Here is a 25,590-nt window from a genome sequence, read left to right as displayed (position 1 = left end):
TATTCCTCCGTAAAAAAAAGTAAGGCATTCTTTGGGATCTGTCTTATTAGGGATATTTGTCCGGTCTGAGCGATGGCCTGTATCTTGGCCGGATTTTTATTTGTTTGGCGCCAATGTAATAAAGCCTGTCAGCCGGGAATGATTACTGGTATCCTGAAATTATGAATCAGCCGCTATATAGGTAACTATATGGTATATACGATGCTGGCCAAGCATAATTCCTTGTAAAATGCCTAAAAAGGAAAATATTATGTATTATATTTATTCGAAAAAAAGTCTTTTTACAAGTGTTGATAGGAATATTAATCCATATTTTGATTTTAAGTATGAGTCATGCGAGTCATGAAAAGACATTTTGAAGACCCTTTCAGATTCTGTGTCAATTATGCATATGAAATTCTTGCTTCAAAAAAAGAAGGATTTCCCCTGACGTATTTTTATGAACTTCTCGGCAGAATGACGGATAGACCCTGGGATGTGATTGACAGACTACAGTTTCTCGGGTTGTCCGAGATCAGTGAAGACCTGATTCTTCAAAGAAAAGGAGAGCATGACATTTCATCTGGCAGTATCCCCAGGCTTAATGGCAGATATTATTATTATCCTGAATGCTCAAGTACGATGGACGTGGCGGCCGGACTGGCATCAGTAGGCGCTTTGGATTTTACAGTCGTTGTTGCAGAATCGCAAGGGGGCGGTCGTGGCAGAAACGGCAGGCAATGGGTTTCATCTCCGGGCGGGATCTACTGCTCGATAATTCTGAGGCCGGATATTGCACCTGGGTTAAGCTTCAGGGTCAACTTCATGGTATGTGCGGTTCTGGCTTCATTATTAAGGGGTGTGTATGGAGTCGATGCTTTCTGCAAATGGCCCAACGATATTCTGGCTGGAGGCGGTAAGCTTGCCGGAATTATATCAGATTCTGTGATCGAAGGCGCAACTGTCAAATATGTGATAATTGGCCTTGGAATAAATGTTAACAATGCTCTGCCTGAAGTTGATCAGCCGGTTTCTTCTGTCAGGAGCATTCTTGGAAAAGAAGTCGCAAGAAAAAAGTTTTTTGATAACTTTCTTCTAAGGCTGCATGAAGCATACTCTGAATTATCCTCAAGAGACTGGATTTCTGAAACAAGGGCGTATTCAGCGACAATAGGCAGAAAGGTGACTATTGAAAGGCCTGGAGGCGTCTTATCCGGTGAGGCCATTGGTGTTGATGAATTTGGATTATTGCTTGTAAGGACAGGGGGCGGAGATATCATAAGTGTTGCGTCTGGTGATTGCATTCATTCGTATTGCGATATAAGTATCTGATTCTAAAGATCTTTTGCTGGGCCGCCATGCTTTTTTTGGATATTTTTTTAAAAAATATAATTTTATGAAAATAAAATATTGACATGAATAAGCAACCCATGTAAATACCCTCACATCTTCGACGGGTTGTTGGTGACTTCGAACAAAAAACTTGACCCGATAAAGAAGTTTAAGTACTCTAAGCGTGTACTCGGGTCGTTAACTCAGTCGGTAGAGTATCTGCCTTTTAAGCAGAGAGTCGCTGGTTCGAGTCCAGCACGACCCACCAAAAAAACGTTTACTTTGCGTCCCCATCGTCTAGCCCGGTCCAGGACACCGGCCTTTCACGCCGGCGACAGGGGTTCGAATCCCCTTGGGGACGCCAAAAAGATATCAAGGCATCTGGCAAAGCCAGATGCTTTTTTATTTTTATAGCACGGCAAGTCTTGCTTTTTATGTTTTTTTCTGAATAATGCTAATGCGTTGTGTTGATTTTCAAATCTCCTGCCCATCTTTTATACTAAAGGGTGCCTATAGCAATTAGAATTTTTGAAGTGTTAACAAGGAAGCGGCGCACGGAGAACCGGAGTTTATGCGGTATAAATGAGGCTTCGAGTACGACGCTGACGCAGTTAACGCGCAAAAAGGCAATTTTAGAGGCGCTCTAAAAGCAGCCGGAAGAACAACGAATTAATTACAGCTGCATGAATAAAAGCATTCGAGAGGTATCAAATGAAACCGGTTGTAGCGATAATCGGACGTCCCAATGTTGGCAAGTCCACAATTTTCAACAGAATAACCAAATCAAGAACAGCGCTTGTCGATGATATTCCCGGAGTAACAAGGGACAGGCATTACAGTGAAGCCTTCTGGAATGGCGTTGGGTTTACCCTTGTCGATACAGGCGGATATCTTGTGGATGACGAAGATGCATTTGCGGCTGAAATACGTTTTCAGGTAAATCAGGCCATAGAGAATGCAGATGCAATTATTATGGTTCTTGATGGAAAGACCGGAATTTCTCCATTTGATGCTGATGTTATAGGCCTTTTAAGAAATGCCGCCCCGCCGGTTTTTTATGTTGTGAACAAAATTGACAGCCCTTCGGAAGAAGGCAAGCTGTCTGATTTTTATGAGCTTGGCCTTGACCAGTTTTATCCTGTTTCAGGAGAGCATGGTTTCGGAATGAATGACCTTCTGGATGATCTGATTGCGGATTTCCCGGAAGAGCCTGAAGAAGATGTTGATGACGCCAATAAGCCAATAAAGGTAGCTGTTGTCGGACGACCTAATGTAGGCAAGTCTTCAATAATCAATAAAATACTCAATGAAAAGCGCCTTGTCGTGAGTGAGGTTGCCGGAACAACCAGAGACAGTATAGATACAATATGTAACGTCGCTGGCCGGGAATATCTTCTCATTGATACTGCGGGCATAAGAAGACGCGCCAGAGTTTCTGAAAAGCTCGAAAAATTTTCCGTTCTGAAAACATTGAAAAGCCTTGAAAGATGCGATGTTGCCCTGATTCTTATTGATGCGTCCGAAGGTGTTACCGAGCAGGATATAACCATAGCTGGCTATGCCCATGAAAGAGGCTGTGGCTGTATATTTGTATTCAATAAATGGGATCTTGTGGAAAAGGATACTCATTCTGCAAAAGAATTTACCGAGGATCTCAGATATAAGGCAAAGTTTCTTGGATTCGCTCCGGTTGCGATGGTTTCTGCCGTAACTGGTCAGAGAGTTCCAAAGATTTTTGAAATCATCAATGAAGTTCACAAGCAGTTCACAAGCAGAAGTTCAACATCAGCAGTGAACAAAATCATTGAACAAGCAACAGAAAGAAGGGAACCTCCTTTTTATAAAGGTAAAAGGGTCAAAATTTTTTATGCGACCCAGGTTGCCTCAAAGCCGCCGTCATTTGTCATATTTGTCAATTTTCCCGGCGGAATTCATTTTTCCTATGAAAGATATCTGTCCAATCAGCTCAAGGAAACTCTCGGGCTGGATCAGACTCCCATAAAGCTTATTTTCAGGGAAAAAACCGGGCGAATAGATTTTGCTTCAGTCAAAAATGAAAAGTACCACAGCAAAAATAAAGACGACAGAACCAAAAAATACTGCCGCAACAAAGAAAAGAAAAAGTCAGAGCGCAAGGATCAGGCAAAGAGAAAAATTGGAAGAAACGCAGAGGTGTAGTCCTTGAAGCCTGATTCAAGTGATCTTTTTGACGTTAAAAAGAACAGGGGAGAAACCTACGCTCCCCTCGCAGAAAGAATGCGGCCAGCATCCCTGGATGAGTTCTCAGGTCAGGAGCAGGTTGTTGCGGACGGTTCAATAATAAGGCTCTCCATAGAAAATGATCAGCTTTTTTCCATGATTCTATGGGGGCCTCCAGGATGCGGAAAAACCACTCTCGCCAGGATAGTCGCTAAAAAAACAAAATCCAGATTTATCCAGATTTCAGCGGTTCTTTCGGGCGTAAAAGATGTCCGCCAGATAATTGATGAGGCAAATGAAGCCAGGCGCACATCAGGAAAAAGAACAATTCTTTTTGTGGACGAGATCCACAGATTCAATAAATCCCAGCAGGATGCCTTTCTTCCCCACGTCGAAAGTGGTCTACTAACCCTCATTGGCGCAACAACTGAAAATCCGTCCTTTGAAATAATTCCGGCCCTTCTTTCAAGGTGCAGGATTGTTGTCATGGAATCCCTTTCGGATGGATCCATAATAAAAATCCTTAAAAGAGCCTTGGAAGATTCCTCAAATGGTCTCGCATCATCAGGAACTTCATTTACGGATTCAGCCATTGCATATATCGCGTCCATTTCAGGTGGTGACGCAAGATTTGCGCTGGGAAGCCTCGAAGCCACCGCATCCTATGTTTCATCCCTTGAAAATGAGGATAAAATAGCGACAGAAGAGATTGTAAAAACGGCTCTAAGCAGAAAAAGCTCTTTCTACGACAAATCCGGTGAGCAGCATTATAATATTATTTCAGCATTTCATAAAAGCCTCAGGGGGAGTGATCCGGACGCAGCGCTTTACTGGCTTGCAAGGATGCTTGGATCTGGTGAGGATCCATTTTACATAGCAAGGCGCATGGTCAGATTTGCATCCGAAGATATAGGGATGGCGGACTCTTCAGCTCTTCAGGTAGCCTTGAACGCAGTTGAGACCTTCAAGTTTCTCGGTCATCCGGAAGGAGATCTGGCTCTTGCCCATGCAGCCGTATATCTTGCCACTGCACCAAAAAGCAACAGTCTGTACATGGCTTTCAAAAAAGTCGCGGCAGAGGCTGAGGAAACCGGATATCTTCCTGTCCCCATGCATATAAGAAACGCTCCCACATCCATGATGAAAGGGCTTGGCTATGGCAAGGATTATAAATATGCCCATGATTTTAAAGATGGATATGCTTCCCAGGAATACATGCCGAAAGGCCTTGAAGGCAAAAGATACTACATACCCACGGAAAGAGGATACGAAAAGCTCGTGAAGCAGAGGCTCGAAGGATGGCTCGCTATCAAGGCAAAGTCAAAAAAGGGAGAATCTTCTTGAGGAAATTGTTTGTACTTACTGTTCTGTGCGGCTTTTTTATAAATGGTTTTGTTTCGTTTGTTTGTGCTGAGGATAAAGACTGCAACGAATTATCAGGTTGGCTTATCTATCCTGAAAAGGAAAATAGTCCGGTAGTTCAGGAAGTTGAATGCGGGGAGGAAAAAATATTCCGAATTGTGGATTATTCCGGGAAAATAATTGCCTCGATGCCAGTACCAAGACTGTCCAAAGGATATGAATTGAATCACGGAGAATGCCAACTTGACGGCGTCATCAGAAACGACATTATTGCCATTGTTAGACATTCCGGCAAAAAAGAAATTTCCACTGATGTGCTTAATGCCTGGGTCGCAGATCCTGAAACAAAGTCTTTCAGGCCTATCCCGGTAAAGGGGCTTTCCTGTTTCAATACTGGGTATGGGATATAGAAGTTTATAGAAGCACAGGGTATGAAATACCCCATGCTCTTCATGACTTTTTTAAAAGGCTCTGTTCCCGTTAAGTGAGGAATATTATTATCATTCCAATACCTAACTAATACTTTTAATAAAAAGCTGCCTCCGGCGGGTCGCTTTTTGAAAAAAGCTCCGCAAAAACTTTCAGGTAATTAGACAGTGTATGCACAGTTTTAGGGCACTTGCGTCTGATAATAATAAAAAAATAAAGTTTTTGAGGGGACTTAAGGAACTTTTTACAAAAAGTTCCCCAGGATCCATAAATCCAAAAAGGATTATTATTTCGCTTTTCAACATCTAAGGGGAGCATAGCCTTTTAAAAAGGAATGTCGTCATCCTTGGGAGGGGTGAAAGTGAAATCATCCTCAGGATATGAAGGCGGAGCCTGCTGGTAATTCTGCTGCTGCTGTGGTGGCTGATTGAATGCCTGTTGCTGGTTTGGTCTCTGCTGATACTGCTGCTGAGGCGCTTGAAAATTTTGTTGGGGCGGTTGATAGCTCTGCTGAGGAGGCTGGCCCATCTGGCTGTCATAGCTTTGCTGGCCACCCTTGGCTGCTCCCACAAATGCGAATTCGTTTACGTAGATGTCTGTGGTATAGCGCACTATCCCGTCTTTTTCATATTGTCCGTACGAAAGTTCCCCTTCGACATAAAGCTGACTGCCTTTGCCGACATACTGGGTGATTATTTCAGCTGTCCTTCCGAAGGCAGTACATCTGTGCCAGGAAGTCACATCTGTGCCATCTTTTTTTCTTTTTGAAGTGGCAATGGAGAACTTGCATACAGCCATGCCGCCTTGGGTATACGAAAGCTCAGGGTCACGACCAAGATTCCCCATGATGATAACTTTATTGACACCAGCCATATATTCCTCCTGAATCGGGATTTGTTTTAATAGAGAATCTCGCATTCCTGTGGCCGTATTGCCCGTTAATCCCTGAAATCATTAGAACGAGAAGTCAGAAGCGGTTTTAGGCGGATAATTTTCAGTTTTTGAATGCAAGCTTGTATGAAACTTTTTTTTAATACTGTATAATGCTTCGGGTGTCAATCTGGCTATTTGTAAAGACTAAACGAGAGAGTTAATGAAAATATATAATATACTTAATAATAAATGGCTGTTTTTCCTGACTTTATTTCTTTTGGTCATGGCAGCTCCAGTTTTTGCGGACGATAAGATCGGTCATGGTATTTCATGGTTTTTGATAGCCATGGGGCTTGTGGGCGGACTTGTTTTTTTTCTTCTCGGCATAGAATTGATGGAAAACGGGATGAAAAAATCTGCTGGCGGAAGAATGCGCGAGCTTCTTGCAGATCTTACAAGAAATCCTGTGCGAGGACTTTTTGCCGGTATTTTTGTCACAATGGTTATTCAGTCCAGTAACGCGGCAATTGTAATGCTTGTCAGCTTTGTAGAGAGCGGTCTGATGCGGTTTGCCCAGACATTAAGCATCATACTTGGCGCAGGTATTGGCGCGACCATGAATGCCCAGCTCATAGCCTTCAATCTCGGAGACTATGCCCTTGCACTTATTGCCGTCGGCTATGCTGCACGGCTTTTTGCCAAGAATGACAGATATAAGAATTATGGAGAGGCAGCACTTGGTTTTGGTCTGCTTTTTTATGGCATGAGAATAATGGCTGAGACCATGTCTCCATTAAAGACATACGAGCCTATAGTTGGTTTTCTGAATGGTTTGGATGACCCATTTGTAGGATTTGTTGCAGGGGCATTTGTTTCGGCTGTTATTCAAAGCAGTAACGCTTTTACTGGAATTCTTATGATAATGGCTTCCCAGGGACTTGTGGGTCTTGAAGCCAGTATTCCTCTTATTATAGGTTCAAATCTTGGAAAATGCATAACAGCATTTTTTGCTGGGATCGGAGGAAGCAGGGAAGGGAAGAGGGTGGCTGCGACCTATTTTTTCTTTAAACTTGTAGGAGCCCTGATATTTTTGCCTTTTGTGCCTCAGTTTTCAGAATTTATCAGATGGATTGCGTCTTTATTCGGATCAGATTTGTCCCGTCAGATTGCGAATGTTCATACATTCTTCAATATTGGAATCGGAGTTCTTTTTATTCCTTTCACAGAGCTGCTTGCGAGGCTCATGATAAGGATCTTCCCTGCCATTGAGGAGCCGGGAGATGCCAAAATGTATGTTTCTTTCCTTGATGAAAGCAAAATTGTAGCCCCTTCAACTGCAATAGACCTTGCAAGGGTCGAAATTTCAAGAATGGCGGCCACCCTTGAAAAGATGATAAAGGCTTCGGCCGTTCCGTTTGCTGTGAATGAAGAGAAAAAAGATAAGGAATACCCCCATCTTTCCCTTGTCGATGGTATAGAAATGAGGCGAAAGGAAGTTGACTATCTTGAAGATGTCATAAGTGATTATCTCATAAAAATGGCTAAGCAAACTCTTTCAGAGAGTGAAAGCAAGAATGTCTATGCAATGATTTCAATAGTAAAAGATATGGAAAGCGTGGCCAATCTGATATCAAGGAATGTGATACCACTTATTCCAAAGAAAAAAGCGCTTGAGAAAGATTTTTCACCAGAAGGCAGGGAAGAGCTTCTGATATACCATCAGAAAATGTGCAAACAGATAAGACTCCTGAAAGAGGCATTTTCTGAAAGAGATTACGAAAAGGCAGGCATTATCATGGCCAAGGAAAGAAAATATCTTTCCCTTGAGTCCCAGTACAGAATAAAGCACCTTGACAGGATAATGAATAATAGAATTGAATCAAGGGAAACCCACGAAGTCCATATGGAGCTTATGAATCTGATGACCCAGATTATCGTTTATACATCAAATATTGCAAAAACCTTTCTTGGCGCGACTGATAAACATTAAGCATGTCTGACATATCAAGAACAGCCTTTGAAAAAAGGGTAAAAAGAAGAATAGTCGGGAAACCTCACAGCTTTTATGCCGTAGTCGCTCCTGGACTCGAAGAACTGTGCGTTGACGAGCTGAAAGCCTTGTCTGCTGAAATAGACATTAGGTCACCAGAAACGAGGTCGCCAGAAGCGAAGTCAATAGATATAAAGTCAGTTGAGAACGGCGGGATAGAATTTGATGCGAGCCTTGCTGATATTTATGCCGCAAATCTTCACCTCAGAACAGCCACAAGGATTTTGATGCGTGTAGATGAATTCGATGCCCAGTCATTTTCAAAATTTGAAAAAGAATTTTTTAATATTCCGTGGGAGCTTTATCTTGCGTCTGGTTGCAGGCCCGAAGTGTCTGTGAAATGCTCAAAATGCAGAATATATCATTCAGATGCTCTGGCTGATAGAATAACTTCCTGGCTTGCTGATATTCTTGGCCCTGTGGACGAAACAAAAAAAAAGCAGCATATTTTTGTAAGAGGTAATAACGATAATTTTGTCATCTCCCTGAATACTTCTGGTGAGCCTCTTTATAAAAGAGGTTTAAAGGAAGGCTCAGGCATGGCTCCGATCAGGGAAACGCTTGCAGCAGGCGTATTGTCAATGGCCGGGTATATTGAGGGGATGACTCTTGTGGATCCCATGTGCGGGACAGGTACTTTTTCCATAGAAGCGGCAATGATGTCTAAAAGAATACCAGCCGGTTATTTCAGGGATTTTGCATTCACTGACTGGCCATCTTTCATGGAAAGGCGATGGGAGCATATGCGCTCAAGGGCCGGAGAAGGAATTATACCTGCTGATAAAAAAATAATTTATGCTTCGGATCTGGATTCCAGGAGCCTTGATCTTTTTAAAAGAAATATTGAAAAATCAGATCTCTATGATATCGTTTTGCCTGTGCAGATGGATTTTTTCGAGATAAGCGGGAAAAATTTTTCCGGAGAGAAAGGACTCATAGTCCTGAATCCGCCCTATGGTAAGCGTTTAGGAAATATTTATCAGGGGAAACAGTTTTTTATCAATGTATGCCGGAAACTGAAACTTGATTTTAAAGGATGGAAGCTCGCAATTATCGCTCCCGGAGATTTTTTCTCAGTAAGACTGCCTTTCAAAGAAATGAGATTACATGATGTATTTCACGGCGGATTAAAACTTAAAGTTTTGATCGCGAACATATAATCTTTTTATGGAGGCCGGAATATGGGAACCGTCCGTCAGAGAATCGTGGAGTGTCTTGAGGATCGGGAAATGACTGTGCGTGACCTCTCAAAAACACTTCATGTCAGTGAGACAGATGTTATGGATCATCTTTCACACATAAGCATCAGTGTGAAAACCCAGAACAAAAAACTCCGTATTAACCCATCCCAGTGCGGAATCTGCGGTTTTATTTTTAAAGACAGGTCAAGACCATCAAAGCCAGGTAAATGTCCAGGGTGCAGGAACACGAAGATTTCGCCTGCTTCTTTCTGGATAAGATAATTTTTAACTTTTAAGGGGCGTGCGGTTTTAAGCCGTGCGCCCCTTTTTATTTTCAGGTTTTAGACAAAATGAATAGAATTGTAAAAAAACTGGGGCAAAATCTGGTTAGGCTTGTCAGTATTACATCCATATTTTTAATGCTTTCATCAGGATATGGATATCCTTTTAGCGCAAGGGTAATAAAGGTTGCGGACGGAGATACGGTCACTGCTGTGACAGAAGATGGTCAACCACTTAAAGTCAGGCTTTTCGGCATCGATGCTCCTGAAAAAAATCAGGCCTATGGTCAAAAATCCAAAAAGGCTCTTTCAGGAATGATTAACAGGAAAGAGGTTGATATTGAAATAGTAGCCGGAGATAAATATGGCCGCTCTGTGGGAATAATCTATCTTGGCAACAAGACCATTAATGAAGAAATGGTTAAAAAAGGCCACGCTTGGGTTTACAGAAGATATTGCTCCAAATCTGAATGCAGAAAGTGGATTGACCTCGAAGAAGAAGCAAAAAGGGACAAAAAAGGATTGTGGAATGATTCTGACCCTTTGCCTCCCTGGGAATTCAGGCATGCTAAAAAGGATTCGGATAAAGGTTTCTGGGATCTCGTTGAGCGTTTGCTCAAATAAGCCTTCGTGATAAGTGGGGAGGCTTCCTTGGAAACCTCCCGTATTTTTTTGTGGCCTTGTCAGAATTTATAATTGACTGTGAGACTGTAACCCACAAGAAGTCCTTCATCCTTGAGTTTTACATTTACAGTATCTGATGGAACAGCTCCCTGGGTATATTTTTCAACCAGGGTTCCATAAACATGATTTAGTTCAGAACTGCCCGAGACGTTTCTCATCGGTGTGCTTCTTACATAGATGAGTGCGCTGTCTACGCTCCATGACTGATTGAACATCCAGCCCATGCCTATGTTGTAAACACTTCTGTCAGTGTCTGGCCAGCCTATGTCAAAGGTTTCATCAGGAACAGGACTTGGGTCATAGGTATATCCTGATCTTAGGATAATTGATTCTGTGGCCTGCCATTCAGCTCCTATCTTGTACTGGACTGTGTTTTCCCAGTCTCTGGCATGATGGAAAGCTCCGCCCGGAGCCATTGGGGTTTTTTCTATCTGGTTTCTGTTAATATCCCAGTTTGTCCAGACAAGGTCTGTTTCAATCGCAAGGTCGCTCAGGAAATTATAGCGTATCCCGCCCTGAACAGATTGCGGATGGTCATATTTTATGCTTACAGGCGCGGTTTTTTTGCCTGCAATGTAAATGTCTCCTTCAAAATCAGTGTTTGTAACGCTTCTGTATGTTAGTCCCATGGATATATCGTCGTTTGGTTTGTAAAGAATTCCGACGTTGAAGGAATAATTGAAATCGTCTTCAGCTTCAAGCTTCAGAGCGGTCAGGCCAGGGGCTCCTGTAAGCGGATTGGCAGGGACAGTCTTTCCTGTGTGGAAGACTGAATGTCCGAGACTCACTCCAAGCCCGGCAGAGAGCTTGTCACTTATTTTGTATGCTGCGGTTGGGCTGACAACAGTCCTGTAGTAGGTTGATTCCCACGAGTAAAGCGCAGTTGAGTTCTGGTTCGGATCATGATCCCACAAAACCCTCAGTCCGTATGGTGAGTAAGCTGCTATGCCGAAACTCCAGATATTATTTATTGGCATGGCAAAGCCCATGGTTGGAGTTACAAGCGGCTCTCCAGTTGAGTGCATCCTCGAAGGCCCCATTGTGTTGAGGTTCGTGTCCCCGGTCTTTGTTGAATTTATCTCAAAATTTTTGATTTTTGCTTCAGCATCATAAATATTTATCGAAGTTGACAGCATGGGGCTGTCTATCTGGGTGAGACCGGCAGGATTGTAATATACTGCGTAAGGGTCATTGGCCTGGGCAACGACAGCCTCGGATTGTCCCTTAGCCACGGCGCCTGTCCCGAACGACTGGACACATCCCGAATATGCGGTGTTGGCGGCAGTAAGTGCTGCCAGTAGTGAAAAAACAAAGCTCTTCTTTAACATTTGTCCTCCTCCTTGTTATGTATTCCCGGTTTTTACAACCGTTATCAGCTCGTGGTAATGCTTGCTGTCTGAACCGGATAATCCTGAAAAAAGTAGGGATTTAATCTCTAAACACCGGTTAGTAAGGCGGATTTATTATTGGGTCTGTGTAATGTCAATTACTAATATGAATTAAATATTCATTAAATGAATTTATGTTCATGGATTCGGCCGGGAGGCCTATTTTCTTTGATTTTAGTATTTTATATTTAAATAACAGGTCTTTATGATTAATAATCGAACTGTTCTCAGCCACTATAAAATGAAAAGATCGCCCTGTATTTAGCTTGTGTGCAAGGCGATGGTCGCTGGGGAGAAAAAAAGTTCTTGGGATGAATGAGTGTGATTTGAACTTACTGTTTTACTAATATGAACCGTTTGTCTGGTTTTAAATTATTATAAATCTTTGTTTTTCTTGTTCACGAGTTATTTTTGTGTTTCAGGAATCGATTTATGTCTTATTCCATTTCTATTCCAAAGGATCAATATTGGGCAAGGTCGCAAAAAGTCCGATTACCGTCATTCCGGCGCAGGCCGGAATCCAGAAGCATCTGAAAATACAAAGATGCAGGATCAAGTCCGGCATGACGCCGCTGCCTTTTTTGAGTTGTTGCGAGTCCATCAATGTTTGTATTTAAGATATTATTTCGGGAAACATCTAATTGAAAAAACGTTGTTAGAGACCTCTCCCCAAACTTCATGTTTTTCAAGAGCTGTCTTCATAGCTTTTTGGTGGATCAGTATCATGAAAGTTTTTTCAGAGCTTTTTTCAAAAAGCGCACCGCAAGGCATTCGGATCAATGTCGGATTACGAGCAAAGGACGCTCTAATCCGACCTCCGAATTGGTTTTTTTAAGGCAAATACACCATACAAGGCCTTCCAAATCATTGCGCTCTTGATTTTAAATTGGAATTATCTGTTGAGGGCAAATATATGGGGTTCAGGAAAAATGATATTCATCTATAGATCCCGGCATTTGTGATTGATAAAAAAATTGGAAATGAGCTTGCTTTTGGTGGTAGCGGCTTTTTATATGAAAAAAATGGTCGACCGATTCAAATTAAAAACGGGAGGCAGCAGCCCCCCGTTTTTATAGTTATACATTTAGTATTATTAGAACTTATAGTTCATGGTTAGGCTGTATGCAACCATCAGCCCTTCCATTTTCATTGTGGTGTTTACTGTGTCAGCAGGAATATCCGGGATGGACGGATTCATTTTTGTATAAGTTTCTATGAGAGAACCGTACACATGGTTGAGGTTCGAGCTTCCGCTTATGCTTCTCATCGGTGTACTTCTGATGTATTGAAGCGCTGTGTCAAGGCTCCATTTTTCTGACATTGTCCAGCCAAGACCTATTGTATACATACTTCTGTCTGTGTCAGGCCAGCCAATATCAAAAGTCTCTTCAGGAACAGGAGTGGGGTCATAGGCGTAACCAGCGCGGAGTGCGATCGCTTCTGTCGCCTTCCATTCAGTACCTATTTTGTACTGTACCGTATTTTCCCAGTCGCGATCATATACTATGGCTCCGGTTGGTGACATTGGGGTTTTTTCCACCTGCATTCTGTTTATGTCCCAATTTGTCCATACAAGGTCTGTTTCAACTGCGAGGGTATTGGTGAAGTTGTAGCGGATACCACCCTGTACTGACTGAGGATGGTCATACTGCATCTCGGCAGGCGCAACTCTTTTTCCTCCAACATAGAAATCACCCTCGAAATCCGTGTTTGTGACGCTTCTGTATGTGAGTCCCATGGAAAGGTCTTTGTTCGGTTTGTAGAGAACGCCTGCATTAAACGAATAGTTGAAGTCATCTTCTGTTTCAAGTTTTACTGCAGTGAGTCCTGGCGCGCCGGTAAGAGGATTCAGAGGAAGAGTTCTTCCCGCATCTGCTACGGAGTGGCCCATGCTGACGCCAAAACCAAGAGAAAGAGTCTCGTTAACCTTGTATGCTGCGGTCGGGTTGATTACTGTTCTGTAGTATGTAGATTCCCATGCATAGAGAGCTGTAGAGTTTTTAGCCGGGTTATGATCCCAGAGAACACGAAGACCATATGGTGAGTATCCCGCAATACCGAAACTCCAGTTATTGTCTATCGGCATGGCAAAACCCATGGTTGGGGTAAAAAGAGGCTCTCCAGTGGAGTGCATTCTTGATGCTCCAAATGTGTTAAGGTTTGCGTTGCCAGTCATGCTTGAATTAATCTCGAAATTCTTAATTTTAGCTTCTGCATCATAAAAATTGACAGTCGCAGAAAGGGTAGGGCTTTTGATCTGGGTAAGGCCCGCAGGATTGTAATAACAGGCTGAATAGTCATCTGCTTTTGCTGTAAATGCTTCTGCCTGCCCTTTTGCCGTAGAACCGACACCAAATGTCTGTACGCATCCTGCGTACGAGGCATTGACCGTGGTCAACAGCGCCATAATCGTAAAAATAAAACTTCTCTTAATCACTTTTCCCCCTTGAATTTATCTATTTTCGGTTTTCTAAAACCGTTATCAGCTTCATATTGCGATTACTTTTTGAATCGTAAAACCTCTGCTTGTTTCAGGTTCAAATGGTGAACTCATGTTCACTGTTATGGGTGCTGTAGTATCGGTGTTTCGGAATGTCAATTGTTTAGTTGTTATTAATATTCTATAAAATGAATCATAAAATATTTTTCGGCCTATTGACCGTTTTTTTACTGGATTTTTAAGTGTCATACAAAAGTATGATGTGTGGGAAATTAGGGATTCGAACAGTGCTTGATGATTTTGCAGAAAATAGAATCAAAATATCGAGAGTCTCGATTTATTCCTGAAAATTTTATTTTTAATGAAAAATTTTTGTGTGGAAGGTGAACACATGTCTATAATAATATGCTCCTTAATATATAAGAATAAATATTAGTTATGTCTGATGTGTTTTTATATGATCCAATGGTTTAAGATTGATGGATTCGCAAAAAGTCAGAATAAGTCGTCATCTTTATGCCGCACTTGATCCGGCATCTTTGTATTTTCAGACACTTCTGGATTCCGGCCTGCGCCGGAATGACAGGAATAGGATTTTTTGAGACTTTGTCAGACTGAAAGATAGCAGAAGACTTTGAAAAGTCATGGAGCTCTTAGCCCCCAGGCTTAAAAGAGCTCCTGATAAATTTTTATTCGTGTGAACCGTCACAGAATGGCTTGTTTTTGGATTTGCCACAGGCGCAAAGGGTGTAGTGTTCGGAGCATTCTGGTTTCGATTCCATGTCATCTTTTATTATTATGCCGCCGGTTACCACTAAAGGTCCGTTATCAAGAGCAGTTATGGATGGAATCTGATCCAGATCCTGGTATCTTCTGCTTCCTATTGTATAGCTGAGAGCACCTGAAGGGCATTTTTCTATGGCGCTGATGATTTCAGCAACGCCTGCTCCATCCGGGTTGATCCATGGTCTTTCCTTGCTTCTGAATACAGAGGGAAGCAGCTTTATGCAGCTGCCGTCATGGGAACAGACGCCTCTGTTGTCGTGTATTGTAATGTCCTTCCCTTTGTAATCCTTTAATTTATTAGGGGTTCTGTCATCAGCCTTTTCACCTACAAAGACAACTTTGGCATGGGAACCGTCGCAATATGGCCTGTATGCGGAATATCCACATCTGCAAAGGGAAATAACCGAACCTGTTTCAAGGGCATCGCCTTTTTCATCTTTCAGGGACTTCAGATCAGTGATCATGTAAGGGCTGTATTTTGTGAAAATAATCTGGGGAGTAGCTTCTATCTTTAATTCTTTATCGCTCATATAAAGCTCCTTTTGGATTTATTGGGATGGTCATGATGGCTGCGAAGGCTTTAACAGGAATAAAAAGAAGGACTGAATTTACTCCAAAAAATAACATACGCTAAAATTTCTGTAAAGGACTCGTTATGTAACTTCATTATATAATACAGGTGAAAACCATTGACAAACCTATGGCCACAAGGCATTCAAATTGCCTGTGCCAAAGGCTTTTGGCATACAGATGAAATTAAACAAAGGCATAACCCATAAACGAGGCAGTTAATGCACTTTAATAATATTATTGTTACAGGTCTGCGCAAATATTTTTGGCCTGCTTTAAGCGGGATAATGCTTACGTCTGCTTTCAGTGGCGGATTCATGTCTTATGTCGCATGGATAGCCCTGGTTCCTGTTCTTTTTTCCATATCAGAAGACAGCCACAGGCAGGCCGCCCTTAAGGGTTTTGTCATGGGGCTTTTTCACAGCATGACCCTGTTTTCATGGATTGTATACACAATGCATGTCTACGGGTTTCTTCCTTATATATTCTGTATTCCGGTTCTTGTTCTTCTTGCCAGTTATATAGCTTTGTATTCTTCTTTGTCTGTTTTTGCCGCGTCATTTTTCAAGGGCAGGCCGTTTCTGACTGCTCTTGCTTTTGCTCTTGTATGGGTTTGCACGGACTATGCAAGGGGGATTATTTTCACAGGATTTCCATGGGGCTTCCTTGGATATTCCCAGCATGAAAAGCTATCTTTGATACAGGTGGCTGACCTCGCTGGTGTTTATGCCGTGACCTTCGGAATTGTCTTGTTTAATGGTTTCATATACTGGGCTATCAGCCTTGCCGCAAAAGCAAAAACTATTGGATGTCGTGCTTTTGGAGTTTCAGGCTCGTGTGTTCTATTATTCTTTGCCATATTTTTTGCGGGTTATTTTTATTACGGACAGTCAAGACTTCAAGAAATATCGGCAAAAGAATCGAATGCGGGCAGATCAAAAATTGCCATGATCCAGGGGAATATTGATCAGTCAGTAAAATGGGATCCTGCTTTTCAGATATTCACAATTGAAAAATATGTTGCCATGACTAAACGGGCTGCGGAGGAAAAGCCTGATTTTGTTGTCTGGCCCGAAACGGCGGCACCTTTTTATTTTCTTTTTGACAAGTCGCTCACAAAGGCATTTCTCGATTCTGTGAAAGATATCGGTGTTGATCTTGTTTTTGGAAGTCCTTACGTTATTTTCAAAAACAAAGAGCCCGAATATTTCAACAGCGTGTATTCAATGGATAAAGAAGGAAAAATAAAGGGCAGATACGATAAAACCCATCTCGTTCCATTTGGAGAATACACACCTCTAAAGGACTGGATTCCTTTTATAGGGAAGATAGTTCCGCTTGAGGGCGATTTTTCAACTGGTGATCCAGGACGGATTCTTGAAACCGCTTCCTTGAAAATTGGTACCCAGATATGCTATGAAGTTATCTTTCCAAGACTCTCAAGGCTAATGGTAAAAAATGGTGCAGATCTTATCGTGAATGTGACCAATGATGCCTGGTTCGGCAAAACCGGCGCACCTTCCCAGCATTTTGCAATCAGTGCTTTCAGGGCAATAGAGAACAGAAGAACCCTGATACGATGCGCAAATACGGGATATACAGGCTTTGTGCTTCCATCTGGTCAGGTCCGTTCTGTAACTGGCCTTTATGAAGATGCAATAAGAGTCGGAGATGTTCCGGTTCTAAAGGAAGCTTCTTTTTATACTGAACACGGCGATTTGTTCATTGCTGTCTGTTTTGCGGCTTTGATCATGTGTTTTGCATCAGGATTGTTAGTACGATTATCAAAAAAATAGAATCTCCATGCCTTTTATAGTGAAAAGGCTGTTTTCAAGGATTCTTCCAAGCTGAATAAAGAAAGGATATGGCTATGTCTACGGAAATAAAGCAGAAAATTAAGGAAATCGCGCAGAGAACAAATCAGCTCAAGGAGTTTCTTTGACTTTGAAGGCAAGAGTCACAGACTGCGAGAAATAGAAGCAATGATTTCCCAGAAAAATTTCTGGGATGATCCTGAAAAGGCAAAGCCTGTTCTTAAGGAAAGAACCCATATAATGGGTATCCTTGATGTCTGGAAAGGTCTTCATACAGAAATTACGGACTGTGACGAGCTTCTCGAACTTTCCGTTGAAGAAGACGATGCTTCTTCCATTGCGGAAATATCGTCCCAGGTTTCTGAAATGGAGATCAAACTCCATAAATTCTATCTGTCACTCATGCTGGATGATCCGGATGACAACAGCAACGCCATAATTTCCATAAACGCTGGCGCTGGCGGAACAGATTCCCAGGACTGGGCTGAAATACTTTTTAGAATGTATTCAAGATGGGTTGAACGCAAGGGCTTTAAAAAATCACTCATCGATTATCAGCCTGGCGATGAGGCTGGTATAAAGAGCGTTACTTTCATGGCAAGCGGAGATAATGCCTTTGGTTATTTGAAAGCTGAAACCGGAGTTCACAGACTGGTCAGAATCTCTCCATTCAATGCCGCAGGCAAGCGCCATACTTCCTTTGCCTCGGTTTTTGTCTATCCTGAGCTTAATCAGGAAATAGTCGTGGATGTTGAAGAAAAAGATCTGCGAGTGGATGTATTCAGAGCCAGCGGAGCAGGTGGTCAGCATGTAAACAAAACCAGCAGTGCGATCCGCATTACACATCTTCCCACAGGCATTGTTGTTCAGTGTCAGCAGGAATCTTCCCAGCACAGAAACCGTGAAATAGCCATGAGCGTTCTTAAATCAAGGCTCTATCAGCACGAGAAGCAGAAGCAGGACGCAAAAATTCAGGCAATGCATGACGGCAAGGACGATATAGCATGGGGAAGCCAGATCAGATCCTATGTGATGCATCCTTACCAGCTTGTAAAGGATCACAGGATAAGTCTTGAGGTTGGTAATGTTCAGGCTGTTCTTGACGGGGATCTTGATCCTTTTATTGAAGGCGTGTTGCTCTCCAAGGCAACAAAACAATGAAGACTTAATAATGATTCATTTGGGGTGGCATGAATTGTTCGCCCCAAATTAATAATTCGTTCAAAATCTTTGACAGGCTTCAACCTAAAAATTTAAAATGATTAAGCAGTATTTGCAGGGATCACAATGAGTATTCAGAAAGCGTTGGAAAAACTTAGTTATAATAATGATGGTGCTTTTCCGCGTGGGGCTTTGATTGAGATCATCGATAACCGTGATGAGGCCATCCCTCTTCTGCTTGGCGTTATTGAATACTCCATTGAAAATTTTGACCGTCTGGTTATGGAAGACGCGTATTTTGCACATATTTATGCCATGTATCTTCTTGCCCAGTTCAGGGAGAAAAAGGCGTACCCCCTCCTCATAAGATTGTTTTCGATTCCAGGGGACTCAGTCCTTGATTTTACAGGTGATGTCGTTACCGAGGATCTTGGGAAGATTTTTTACTCAGTGTGCCACGGAGATATAGAACCTTTAAAATCACTGGTAGAAAACAGTAATGCTAACGAATTTGTAAGGGCAGCAGGCCTCAAATGTCTCTTAATTATGGTTGCCACAGGGCAAAAAAGCCGCTCGGAAATAATTGATTATTATAAAGAGCTTTTCAATACTAAGCTCGAAAGACATGCTTCCCATGTATGGGATGCTCTGGCAAGTTACAGCTGCCGCCTGTATCCTGAAGAAGTGTTTTCTGAAATAAAAAGAGCATTTGATGAAGGTCTTGTTGATCCATTTTTCATGGGTTTTGAAAGTATCCAGGAGGCCATAGGAAAGGGTAAGGATGAGATTCTTTATGACCTTGAAAAAAGAAATTCCTATAAATACCGATCAATAGACGACACGATCAGCGAATTAAGAGGTTGGGCTTGTTTTAATCAGCCAGAAAACAAAAAAGATCGAAATTCTTCTAAAAAAAATGCGTCCGTAAGAAATGACAATAAAACCGGCAGAAATGATCTTTGCCCATGCGGAAGCGGGAAAAAATATAAAAAATGCTGTCTTGGGAAAGCTTAATATACTCATCAATGTCATAGCCTGAGCATTTGAAATGAGTCAGCCTGTTTTTGCATTATTACTGGAAACCCCTTTTGAAAAAGGGTTTTCCAGATCTTGCCCAGAACTTTTATGGCTTTTTATTACGGATTGGAAGCATAAGTTTTTTAAGCAAAAGAATCCATAACCGAAAAGTTTTTGCCAAGCTTTTTTCAAAAAGCGGCCTTTGACCTTTCATCTAAAAGAAGAGTTCAATTTATGACGATGTGAAGTATATCAAAAAAATCTGAGTCATCGCTGATTATTGCTCCAGCTTATTTAAGTAAAAGGTTTTCAATTGAGAGTAAAAGCCTACAATATTCTGAAAAAGTACTACGACACTTCAAGTCTGGGATTTGAGATACTTCTTCGTCACAGTCAGGATGTCACCAGAAAGGCCGTAAAAATAGCCTCAGCCATGAAAAACGTTGATGTGGGCTTTGTGGCCGAGGCATCCATGCTTCATGACATAGGCGTTTATCTGACACACGCGCCTGATATAGGATGCCATGGTGATATGCCTTATATCTGCCACGGATATCTTGGCCGGGAAATTCTTGAAAAAGAAGGTCTGCCCAGGCATGCCCTGGTTAGTGAGCACCACACCGGAACAGGTCTTACTAAAGATGACATAATAAGAAATGACCTGCCGATTCCACATAGGGATATGCTGCCAACTTCGATTGAAGAAATCATAATCTGTTATTCAGATAAGTTTTTTTCTAAAAATCCAAAGCAGTTCGGTCAGGAAGAATCCTATGATAAGGTTTTGAAGGAAATGGCAAAATTCGGAGCTGACAATGCCGAACGGTTCAGGCAATGGCATTTGATGTTCTCTGGGGAATCCCATGCCTCGCAGATTTAATAAAGAAATCCTCAGATTTTATTTCATTACTGACGAAGCAGCCTCTCTTCCAGTTGCTGATCAGATAAAAGCTGCCATTGACGGCGGAGCAACGATAATCCAGTACAGAAATAAATCCGGCGCTATTTCAAGATATAAAGAAGCCCTCGAAGCAGCAATTATCTGCAAAAAAAGAGGCGTGTTTTTTATAATTAATGATGATGTTCTTCTCGCAAAGGCAGTAGGCGCGGACGGAGTACATATCGGACAGAATGACGATCCACCTGATGTCGTCCGGGAAATCATGGGAGAAGATGCCATAATCGGTATTTCTGTTTCTTCGCTTCTGGAATATAAAAAGACTGAAATAGAATATTGCGATTATCTTGGCGCAGGGCCAGTATTCCCAACAGGAACCAAGACTGACGCCAGTCCTGCCATCGGATGTTCAGGCCTTGCCGCGATCTGCGAGGTTTCTCCTTTGCCTGTTGTTGCCATAGGCGGAATTACTCCTGAAAAGGCAAAACAGTGCATTGAAAACGGAGCCTGCGGAGTCTGCATGATAAGCGCCATATCAAGGGCCGAAGATCCTTTGAAAGCAGCTTTTGAGTTTGGCTCTGCGCTCGGAACTGTCAGAAACAGTGAAGAGTTTTATGTTGATGAGAATGAACTGCTGAAAGATGTGCTGAAAAGGACACCCGGCCATGAGGATTTCAGCAGAATAATAAAGATTCAGCCCGGCGATGACGCTTGCCTCCTTGATAAAATCATGCGTCCTGTAATCAGCACTGACAGCCAGATTGAAAATGTCCATTTCAAGCTTTCATGGCAGTCACCCTTTGAAATAGGAAGAAAGGCAGTTTCCGTATGTTTAAGCGATCTTGCTGCGTCATACGCAAGGCCTCTTGCCATTTTTCTTAATCTTGGAATTCCCGAAGGTTTTACAAAATCCAAGGTGCGGGATCTTTACTCCGGCATTCAGGATTCCCTGGAAAAATACGGATGCGGGCTTGGAGGGGGCAATATCACAAAAAGCTTGGTTCTGAGTCTTGAACTTTTTGCGGTTGGTGAAGGCTCTGATATTTTCCCTTTAAGATCAAATGCAAAACCTGGATACGGGGTATATTTAACCGGATTTACAGGCCTTTCAAGATGTGGGCTTCTTTATAATTCCATCCATCAAGTAAATGGCCTTTTTGATGGAGGATCTATTGATTCGGCGTTCAGAAATCCCAGAGCCAGATTCGATGCCGCGTCTGTCCTTGAGAAATACAATGTGGACTGCGTGATGGACATAAGCGATGGAATAGCAGCTGATGTTTTCAGGATGGCCGAGGCTTCTGGGATAACCATAAGTCTTGATCCTTCAGGATTTCCGATTCATGAAGAAATGCAAATATTTTGCGATATTTACAATCTTGATTCATTGAAAGAAGCTGTTCAAGGCGGAGAAGACTACGAACTTCTTTTTTGCTGCGAAGAAAAGGTTTTTGGAGAAATAAAAAAGCATCTGCCATCAGCTTTCAAAGTTGGAAAATGCGGATTATTTTCAGGAAAAAGGCTTGAAAATCTTCCTTCAGGCATAAAAGCTTTCGACCATATTTCTGGTAAACCTAATTATTGAAAGGATCGTACCACAGTTCTTTCCTGTCAAGCGGCACAGATGAGGGCAGCATGGGATTGTCAAGTTTTATGAGCCGTCTGTTTTTAAGATTTACAGCGTCAATGTGTTTTTGATTGAATTTATTAAAAAGGTCATCAAATGATCCGTCTTTTATCATGATTTTGAGACCTCTCTCAACCCGGTCAGCAAGGGTTTTATCATGCTTGTTAACATAGAAGAATTTGGGCCAGGGATAATAAAGAAGGAGATTTTCCTCAAGCATCATATCCGGATACTTGTCCTTTCTGTCTGCAAGTTCTGCCGGGGCCTCATTTATACCCCTTGAGAAATAGTCGAATCTTCCAATCATAAGCATTTCAAAAAGTCTTTCATAGTCATTTCCTGTCACCGTATCTATGCCATTCGCCTTGAAAACGGCAAGATCATTCCATGTATGCCCCTGACCCACAGAAAATTTTTTCAGATCATCCAGTGTTTTCACTGCCGCAAATTTATCTTTATCCTGTTTTCTTATCAGGAATACCCTGTAACCCAGAATCCCCTTTCTTAATGGTATTTTTACGGAAAGGAATTCTGCTTCTGCCTCTTTTGTTGCCACAGACCAGATGATATTGACAAGAACTCCTGATTTCAGCTCCTGTCTGCAGCGGCCTTCATTCATCTGGATGGATGGCCTCATTGTATATGGACCGTCTGTCGGGATTGTCTTGTCAAGAGCAGTCTTCAGAATCTCAACAAGGTCATCATCCCGTGTGTCGTATTCTGATTCCCTGGCCGGGTATATCACTTGAAGATCTTTTGATGATGCGTGCGGCACCGCAAACAAAAGTGCAGATATGATTAGCAGGGATATGATCACTAAATGACTTATTTTGTTCATATTAACTCCATTTATTGCATCTTCGTGATGAAAGGATGGGGCAGAATCTATTTTCCTGAATCTCCGGGATAAAGTTTTTTCATGCATTCAGGGCATACCCCGTTTGTGAATTCTACATCAGGATGTTTGCGAATATATTCCTCAAGCTGATTCCAGTATCCGTTGTCATCTCTTATTTTTTTGCAGGAAGCGCATATCGGAATAAGACCGCTTAGGGATTTTACCTTTGAAATGGATGACCTGAGTTCGCATATCAGCAGATTTCTTTCTTTTTCCATGTGAAGGCGTTCGGAAATGTCATCAAAAATTCCTATTACGCCGGATACTGAACCATCATGGGAAAAAGACGGGCTGAAAATGGCGCTTATGTTGAAGGTCTTATTTCCTGTGATAGTAATATATTCATCCTCAAAATGGTTTTGATCACCTGCGAGAGCTTTTTTGACTGAATCTTTGATTTTGAGATCAGCTACGTTTTTATATGAAAATCCAACAAGCTTTTCCCTTGTTGTCCCCAAAAGGATTTCGGCTTTTCTGTTGCAGGTTGTGATTATGCCATTTTTATCTGTGTAAAGAATGGCAAGCGGGGAGTGATCCACAACGGCCTGAAATCTGTCTTCGCAGTCCATGAATTTCTGGTCGATTTGCGTTGATTCGTATTCCGCATTTATATTCCTGGAAAGCTGGGATCTCAGTTCCAGATTTTCTTTCTCAAGTTCTTTTATTCTTTTTAGCAGATTATTGTTTTTATTATTCATGAAGGACTCCATACGGAGATTTTGGATTTTCAGAGCTGAAAATATCGAACTGTATTGCGTTTAGAACGAAGCAACTTGAAAGACTTGGTAGAATGATTCTTTTAAGATTTGATTTTCTTGTAAGTAGAATACATGAAATCAGGAGTAAAACTCAATATTTCTTTTTTTGTTTGTGACTGGTTTGAAATCTTTTCCTCTATCATTCGATTTTAGAGCATTTCTGATTTTGGGCTGATATGTTGACCCGCATTCCTTGAAGTAGAGGACATGGTTGGCCATGGCGTGTGAGCGGATTCACTTGCCTTGAAAAAAGATTGCCATGAATCGTAAAAAACGGCCAGAAAAAGAGAGCCGGATTCATATAGCCGGGCACGAACGCAGCGAAGGACTTATTCTTGTAACTAATAACATTCGTGAGTTTGAAAGAGTTGATGGCTTGTGTGTAGAAAACTTGGTGTAAAAATTGCTGTGCTTATGCTTTTTATCATACGCTCTGCAAGAGCGAAGCAACTATTATTCCGACAGTGATCGGCGACTTTTGCCCTGCCTGCGGTGAGGTTGTCCTTGATGCGGCCGAATCAACAAGAACCAGTGGGTGGGACTATGCTGGATTTTACCAAACAGATAAACCCCTCGATTTTTGATCCAGCTCTTTATAATGCATAGTTATTGTTCCTGTGCCTTTTGATAAACGTACTCGTAATTGCTGGGGACATCAACCTTGTCGGTTATGTCTTTTACAAAGGGGCACCACTTCCCTTCTGGGCAAGATGGTTTGTTGGCAAGCCTGTATATGTGCCTCGGCTCGGCAACAAAAGTGAGTGGAAGCCCCTCGTCACCTCCAGCAGTTGTCTTGTCCCATCCGCTGGTACCTCGCATTTGCTGCCAGAAAGATGCGTTAATTGTATGTTTGCCAACCGAAATCTCATATATTCCGCATGAATTTCCATTTCTTTCGTCTATTTTCGACACGATGACACCATCAATGCTTTCAACATAATTTCCAGACATTGATGAGATTAAGTATGCAACGTTGTTCCTTGGTAATGATGATCCTGTGTAAGCTCTCCCTATAGGAGGGGCGCAGGATACAAGAAACTGAACCAATAAAATGAAAGATATAAAAATGATAAAACAACGTATTTGTTTCATGATTACGCTCCTATATCGAATAGTACTAAAAGCATTTCGCCCGACAATTACTTGATTATTCTAAACAAAACCGCTGCAAGCATCATTATAGCAAAACCAGACAAAAAACTATACCCATATACAAGTATTCGGTATCACTGATGTACTCCCTTGACCTAAGAAGACGCCAAATTGTGCCAATCAATACAAGCAGGCATCCAAGAAATATTTCCAAATCATCTTGGATTGCTCCTTATGAATATTAGAGTGTTAATAAAACTACGGTAGATAGGCTGCGCCGCAATTTACTGGTGGAATCGTTATATTTCGGCGGCTTGTTAGCTTATTTTGATTATACCCAATGCTCAATTGATAGTTGAATTTGCTTCGAGTTCAGAATTGGCTTAGTATGTTTTATGCTGCTGAAAGAATATTGAAATTATTTTAATACTTCCAGATCTAATATGATTTTTAATAAATTATAAGATAATGTGCTTATGCTCAATTCTCAGTAACATTTGAAAGTTCATGGGCTTAACATTTTTAAAACTCTAAAATTATCAGTTTTTTGCCTACTAACAAAACCATAAAGTTTTTGCGGAGCTTTTTACAAAAAGCGACCCGCCGGAGGCACTCGGCTTAACGTCGGATTACGGACAAAGGGCGTCCTAATCCGACCTGATATGGTTGTCACCAGTCAAGAGAATAATAATCTCCCATCCACTTTTTTAGTGGCGGCAATGGACATTATGCCCAGAGCATAGGCAGAGGCGAAACAGGTTAAGCGACGAT

20 protein-coding genes, 2 tRNA genes and 1 pseudogene are annotated in these 25,590 nt (G+C 41.9%); 16 read left to right on the top strand and 7 right to left on the bottom strand.

From position 1 onward, the window contains the following. Positions 1 to 342: 342 nt before the first annotated feature. From K245_RS26585 to K245_RS0110695, 6 genes are all read left to right on the top strand, one after another. Entirely contained in the window at positions 343 to 1,311 is a 969-nt protein-coding gene (locus tag K245_RS26585) for a biotin--[acetyl-CoA-carboxylase] ligase (protein ID WP_051284038.1), read from the top strand. A 192-nt stretch (positions 1,312 to 1,503) separates the two neighbouring features. Continuing rightward, positions 1,504 to 1,579: transfer RNA gene (locus tag K245_RS0110715), tRNA-Lys, on the top strand. Positions 1,580 to 1,597: 18 nt separating this feature from the next. Then, positions 1,598 to 1,675, top strand: a tRNA-Glu gene (locus tag K245_RS0110710). Positions 1,676 to 2,022: 347 nt separating this feature from the next. Further along, positions 2,023 to 3,489, top strand: a complete 1,467-nt coding sequence (gene der, locus K245_RS0110705) for a ribosome biogenesis GTPase Der (protein WP_027359289.1) — start codon at positions 2,023 to 2,025, stop codon at positions 3,487 to 3,489. Between the two features lie 3 nt (positions 3,490 to 3,492). Beyond that, positions 3,493 to 4,854 carry a replication-associated recombination protein A gene (locus K245_RS23975; protein WP_035276986.1) on the top strand — a complete coding sequence of 454 codons (1,362 nt, stop codon included), beginning with the start codon at positions 3,493 to 3,495 and terminating at the stop codon, positions 4,852 to 4,854. Continuing rightward, positions 4,851 to 5,282, top strand: a complete 432-nt coding sequence (locus K245_RS0110695) for a hypothetical protein (protein WP_027359288.1) — start codon at positions 4,851 to 4,853, stop codon at positions 5,280 to 5,282. The genes K245_RS23975 and K245_RS0110695 overlap by 4 nt, the downstream gene beginning before the upstream one ends. Positions 5,283 to 5,625: 343 nt before the next feature. On the opposite strand, the gene K245_RS0110685 is transcribed toward K245_RS0110695, so the two are convergent. Next, positions 5,626 to 6,174, bottom strand: coding sequence for a single-stranded DNA-binding protein (locus K245_RS0110685; protein WP_027359287.1), 549 nt, complete (start codon positions 6,172 to 6,174; stop codon positions 5,626 to 5,628). 220 nt (positions 6,175 to 6,394) lie between these two features. Between K245_RS0110685 and K245_RS0110680 the strand changes: the two genes are divergently transcribed. From K245_RS0110680 to K245_RS23965, 4 genes are all read left to right on the top strand, one after another. After that, on the top strand, positions 6,395 to 8,164 hold the full coding sequence (locus K245_RS0110680) for a Na/Pi cotransporter family protein (protein ID WP_051284037.1): 1,770 nt from the start codon (positions 6,395 to 6,397) through the stop codon (positions 8,162 to 8,164). Positions 8,165 to 8,166: 2 nt separating this feature from the next. Then, on the top strand, positions 8,167 to 9,384 hold the full coding sequence (locus K245_RS23970; RefSeq protein ID WP_051284036.1) for a THUMP domain-containing class I SAM-dependent RNA methyltransferase: 1,218 nt from the start codon (positions 8,167 to 8,169) through the stop codon (positions 9,382 to 9,384). A gap of 21 nt (positions 9,385 to 9,405) precedes the next feature. Continuing rightward, positions 9,406 to 9,687: a transcriptional regulator gene (locus tag K245_RS0110670; RefSeq protein WP_027359285.1), complete on the top strand. Its 282-nt coding sequence runs from the start codon at positions 9,406 to 9,408 to the stop codon at positions 9,685 to 9,687. Positions 9,688 to 9,755: 68 nt separating this feature from the next. Next, positions 9,756 to 10,310, top strand: a complete 555-nt coding sequence (locus K245_RS23965) for a thermonuclease family protein (RefSeq protein WP_051284035.1) — start codon at positions 9,756 to 9,758, stop codon at positions 10,308 to 10,310. A gap of 59 nt (positions 10,311 to 10,369) precedes the next feature. Here the strand turns inward: K245_RS23965 and K245_RS0110660 are convergent, their stop codons facing one another. The 3 genes from K245_RS0110660 to K245_RS0110640 form a co-directional block, all read right to left on the bottom strand. After that, positions 10,370 to 11,698: an OmpP1/FadL family transporter gene (locus K245_RS0110660; RefSeq protein WP_027359284.1), complete on the bottom strand. Its 1,329-nt coding sequence runs from the start codon at positions 11,696 to 11,698 to the stop codon at positions 10,370 to 10,372. A 1,153-nt stretch (positions 11,699 to 12,851) separates the two neighbouring features. Then, entirely contained in the window at positions 12,852 to 14,165 is a 1,314-nt protein-coding gene (locus K245_RS23960; protein ID WP_408605759.1) for an OmpP1/FadL family transporter, read from the bottom strand. A gap of 722 nt (positions 14,166 to 14,887) precedes the next feature. Further along, positions 14,888 to 15,514: a CDGSH iron-sulfur domain-containing protein gene (locus K245_RS0110640; protein ID WP_027359283.1), complete on the bottom strand. Its 627-nt coding sequence runs from the start codon at positions 15,512 to 15,514 to the stop codon at positions 14,888 to 14,890. Between the two features lie 327 nt (positions 15,515 to 15,841). Between K245_RS0110640 and lnt the strand changes: the two genes are divergently transcribed. The 5 genes from lnt to thiE all read left to right on the top strand — a co-directional run bounded on the left by lnt (position 15,842) and on the right by thiE (position 22,029). Next, positions 15,842 to 17,350: an apolipoprotein N-acyltransferase gene (lnt, locus tag K245_RS23955; protein ID WP_232223818.1), complete on the top strand. Its 1,509-nt coding sequence runs from the start codon at positions 15,842 to 15,844 to the stop codon at positions 17,348 to 17,350. Between the two features lie 74 nt (positions 17,351 to 17,424). Beyond that, a protein-coding gene (prfB, locus tag K245_RS0110630) for a peptide chain release factor 2 (protein ID WP_408605757.1) occupies positions 17,425 to 18,529 on the top strand; the annotation gives its coding sequence in 2 pieces (ribosomal slippage) (positions 17,425 to 17,493 and positions 17,495 to 18,529; 1,104 coding nt in all). Positions 18,530 to 18,655: 126 nt separating this feature from the next. Next, positions 18,656 to 19,543: a DUF1186 domain-containing protein gene (locus K245_RS27720; protein ID WP_051284032.1), complete on the top strand. Its 888-nt coding sequence runs from the start codon at positions 18,656 to 18,658 to the stop codon at positions 19,541 to 19,543. Positions 19,544 to 19,859: 316 nt separating this feature from the next. After that, on the top strand, positions 19,860 to 20,426 hold the full coding sequence (locus K245_RS0110610; protein WP_027359281.1) for an HD domain-containing protein: 567 nt from the start codon (positions 19,860 to 19,862) through the stop codon (positions 20,424 to 20,426). Continuing rightward, positions 20,410 to 22,029 (top strand): thiamine phosphate synthase, encoded by a 1,620-nt coding sequence (gene thiE, locus K245_RS26580; RefSeq protein WP_051284031.1) that lies wholly within the window; start codon positions 20,410 to 20,412, stop codon positions 22,027 to 22,029. The genes K245_RS0110610 and thiE overlap by 17 nt, the downstream gene beginning before the upstream one ends. Here the strand turns inward: thiE and K245_RS0110600 are convergent. Further along, positions 22,019 to 22,909: a substrate-binding periplasmic protein gene (locus tag K245_RS0110600; protein ID WP_027359280.1), complete on the bottom strand. Its 891-nt coding sequence runs from the start codon at positions 22,907 to 22,909 to the stop codon at positions 22,019 to 22,021. The two genes, thiE and K245_RS0110600, sit on opposite strands and share 11 nt — an antisense overlap. A 47-nt stretch (positions 22,910 to 22,956) precedes the next feature. Further along, complete coding sequence (locus tag K245_RS26575) at positions 22,957 to 23,667, bottom strand: PAS domain S-box protein (protein ID WP_027359279.1); 711 nt, start codon at positions 23,665 to 23,667, stop codon at positions 22,957 to 22,959. A gap of 503 nt (positions 23,668 to 24,170) precedes the next feature. On the opposite strand from K245_RS26575, the pseudogene K245_RS28555 reads away from it, so the two are divergent. After that, positions 24,171 to 24,311 (top strand): annotated as a pseudogene (locus K245_RS28555) (YgiT-type zinc finger protein); the annotation flags it as partial. A 22-nt stretch (positions 24,312 to 24,333) separates the two neighbouring features. Here the strand turns inward: K245_RS28555 and K245_RS23935 are convergent. Further along, the gene (locus tag K245_RS23935; RefSeq protein ID WP_027359278.1) at positions 24,334 to 24,819 is read right to left on the bottom strand and encodes a hypothetical protein; all 486 of its coding nucleotides are present in this window, start codon (positions 24,817 to 24,819) and stop codon (positions 24,334 to 24,336) included. Positions 24,820 to 25,590 lie beyond the last annotated feature (771 nt).

Origin of the sequence: Desulforegula conservatrix Mb1Pa (assembly GCF_000426225.1) — a bacterium.
Classification (GTDB): domain Bacteria; phylum Desulfobacterota; class Desulfobacteria; order Desulfobacterales; family Desulforegulaceae; genus Desulforegula; species Desulforegula conservatrix.
This window is presented reverse-complemented; position numbering and strand designations above follow the sequence as displayed.